The sequence below is a fragment of the Robiginitalea sp. genome (genome assembly GCF_049588695.1).
Lineage (GTDB): Bacteria > Bacteroidota > Bacteroidia > Flavobacteriales > Flavobacteriaceae > Robiginitalea.
Map to the genome: position 1 here is coordinate 1 of NZ_JBAVZJ010000444.1, position 2,941 is coordinate 2,941.

At 47.6% G+C, this 2,941-nt stretch carries 3 protein-coding genes and 1 pseudogene; 3 read left to right on the forward strand and 1 reads right to left on the reverse strand.

Annotation, left to right across the window (positions count from 1 at the left end; genetic code table 11):
• Both WBV75_RS10515 and WBV75_RS10520 read left to right on the forward strand, forming a co-directional pair.
• Positions 1-312: pseudogene (locus WBV75_RS10515) on the forward strand (type VI secretion system ATPase TssH); the annotation flags it as partial.
• A gap of 117 nt (positions 313-429) precedes the next feature.
• On the forward strand, positions 430-1,026 hold the full coding sequence (locus WBV75_RS10520) for a TetR family transcriptional regulator C-terminal domain-containing protein (RefSeq protein ID WP_424120568.1): 597 nt from the start codon (positions 430-432) through the stop codon (positions 1,024-1,026).
• 13 nt (positions 1,027-1,039) lie between these two features.
• Here the strand turns inward: WBV75_RS10520 and WBV75_RS10525 are convergent, their stop codons facing one another.
• Entirely contained in the window at positions 1,040-2,449 is a 1,410-nt protein-coding gene (locus tag WBV75_RS10525) for a PorP/SprF family type IX secretion system membrane protein (protein WP_424120569.1), read from the reverse strand.
• A 104-nt stretch (positions 2,450-2,553) separates the two neighbouring features.
• On the opposite strand from WBV75_RS10525, the gene WBV75_RS10530 reads away from it, so the two are divergent.
• Positions 2,554-2,941, forward strand: a 388-nt coding sequence (locus WBV75_RS10530) for a SixA phosphatase family protein (protein WP_424120570.1), incomplete at its 3' end; no start/stop codon positions are given.

Genomic DNA, 2,941 nt, shown 5'->3' on the forward strand with positions numbered 1-2,941 from the left:
ATTATGTTTACGCCTCTCAACAGGGGGGACATTAAAAAAGTGGTACGCCTCCAACTGGAGCAACTCAAAAAAATGTTATCTGAACAACATATAACGATCGATGCTACTGAGCAGGCCATTGCCTATCTCGCTGAAAAAGGTTTTGATCCCCAGTACGGGGCCCGGCCAATAAAGAGGATCATTCAGAGAGAAGTTCTCAATAACCTGTCGCGGGAAATACTCAAGGGAAGCATCCATCCGGAGAGTATCGTTTTAATCGACAGTTTTGAAGACGGGCTTGTTTTCCGAAACCAGGACGAATTGGTGAGTTAACCGGCTCTTTTCAGTTAATCCAAACCCCCTTGGCCCGATGGGCTGAGGGGGTTTCTTATTAAAGTTGCATTATACCGTGCAGTATACTATTTTTATGTCCCGATAAAACCAGCCCAAATGAGTACCAAAGCCGAGAGAACCACAGCGTTTATCATAGAAACCGTAGCTCCCATTTTTAGCCGACAGGGTTACGTAGGCACCAGCATGAGCGACCTTACAGAGGCGACAGGGCTGACCAAGGGCGCACTTTACGGGAATTTTGAAAACAAGGACGCCCTGGCGCTTTCGGCCTTCCAGTACAACAGTACAAAACTCTTAAATGCCCTGGACGAAGTCCTGGCGGAGGACGGCACGGCCATGGAAAAACTAAAGCGCCTGACCAGTTTTTATAAGAAATACGATTTATTCACCATGAGTATTGGGGGCTGTCCGGTACTCAATGTAGGTGTAGACGCCCAACACAATCACCGCGTTTTGGGCGCGGCAACGCGGGAGACCGCCAGAATCATTGAGGGTAAAATTGCGCTAGTCCTTGAAGAAGGTGTAAATAAAGGGGAAATGAAGCTACCCGTCCCTCCCCTGCAATTTGCCAAGCAGCTCTATACCATGATCATGGGAGCTATCGCTATGGCGACCATTATGGGCGATCGGAAATACTTATACAACACCATGTCGTATCTGGATGTATTAATTCAGAAAGAAATCAAGAAATAATCCCGTTGGTTTTTTAACGCACCCTGAAGATCCACAGGTCTCCCTTATAGCGGCCTGAATATTTGCTGTCGCGAGCTTTTCGCGCTTCCTGAATACTATTATAGCGCTCCAGATAAACGTAATTAAACTTATTGGCACTGCGGTAGAACGACTTAGGATTAAGCCCTCTGTCCCCGAGTTGCTTCATAAAGGCTTCGTAGTACTTCTTTGTCCCGAATACATTGGCGATCAGGTAGAACCCGGGCTCCAGCCCCTCTTCGCTGACCTCCTGATACTTTTCTCCTTTTTCCGGTACGACTTTTTCTTCTAATGCAAGGGCAGCCTCCTCTTCCCTGGAGATTGAATCACGGACCCGTGCGAGCTCCAGCTCCTGCGCTCTGGCAACCGCGTCAAGTGAGTCCCTTTTTCGGGATGCCTCAGCAATCGCCCGCTCCTGGGCCTCCACTTCTGCAGCGAGTTCGGCCGCATCCGGATCTTTTTCAGGTAGTTTTTCAGCTATTTCTTCCTCAATCACTTCAGATTTTCGAGGCCCGAAAGAGAATGCCATAACCACTTCGTAGCTGGTATCCCCCCCAATGTCATTATTATTGGAGCCGAATTCCATTAGCGCTCCGATGGAAACCATTTGAAACAGCCTAACCCCTGCCCCTACCGAGGCACCATAAAAACTATTGTATCCGGCCTGGGCCCAATAGGAAGGAGCTGACCAAAGGGCGGTGAGGCCCATCTGATTGTCATAACCGGGAATGCGACGGTAGTAAGCGAGAGGCTGGAGTGTGGTCTGTCCTCCCGATGCATTTTGCATCACCGGAAAGGCATATCGGGCCATGACCGTAAATACCTTTTCATCAGATTCGGTAACGGTGCCGTTTTCTGTAAAATTAAAATCCAGCATGTTTTCAGAGACCACACCTACTGCAAAATCCCTGATCTGCAGTTCAAGGCCCGGCATTACCTGAAAGATAAAATCATTGACCTCACCTCCAATGGGCAAAATAGGTTCGCCCGGAATGAGTCGGTCATCTATTAATTCCTGCTGATACCCGAAAACATTGAGACCAAGCGCAAGGTTAAAATCACCCCCCAGGGCAATGTTATAGGCAAAATTTAGCATCCCACCCGTCTGTTGGTAAATTCCGGTATTGTGTTGAATAAATCCGGCTCCAAAAGATAAGCGGTCCTGGTTCCGCATGTAACTCAAATATAAAGTAGTAGGGTCCGCATCAATACTCTGCCACTGCCATCTGGACCATAGGGCGACCTGATTTTCATAGTCCTGACGCAGTGAAAAAACAGGGTTAAACAAGTTGGAATTGAACTCCTGGAGGTTGTGCTGCCTGAAATCAGAAGGCAGGTTAAGGCCCTGGGAGAAAACAAGGCCACACGACATTAGAAACAGTCCGATAAATAGTTTCTTCACCATAAGTTCTTAAAATACTTCGTTAATCTAATGACAGGATTATACTATATTTGTTTGCCATGCTCGTTTGGGCGAGAGAATCTCAAATGTACGGAAACCTGCCAATTATGAAAATTTTTCCCAACCTATTTTTAGGAATTGCCCTGTTAATATTTTGGGGGTGTAAGGATGCCCCAAATGACCCTGGTATAGAGGTTACCCCCGTGGTCTCGACCTATTACCTGATACGTCATGCGGAGAAGGATCGTTCCGACCCTGAGAACAAGGATCCTGAACTGAATCAGAGGGGGTTGGGCAGGGCGATGCACTGGGCGGAAATTTTCCAGGACATTCCACTGGACGCCATATACTCCACGGACTACGCCAGAACAACAATGACAGCCGCTCCCGTAGCTGTTAAACAGGATATTACAGTTACCTATTACGATCCCGAGATTTTGGGTATTGAGACCTTTAAGGCGGAGAACCTGGGCAATAATGTCCTTATTGTAGGTC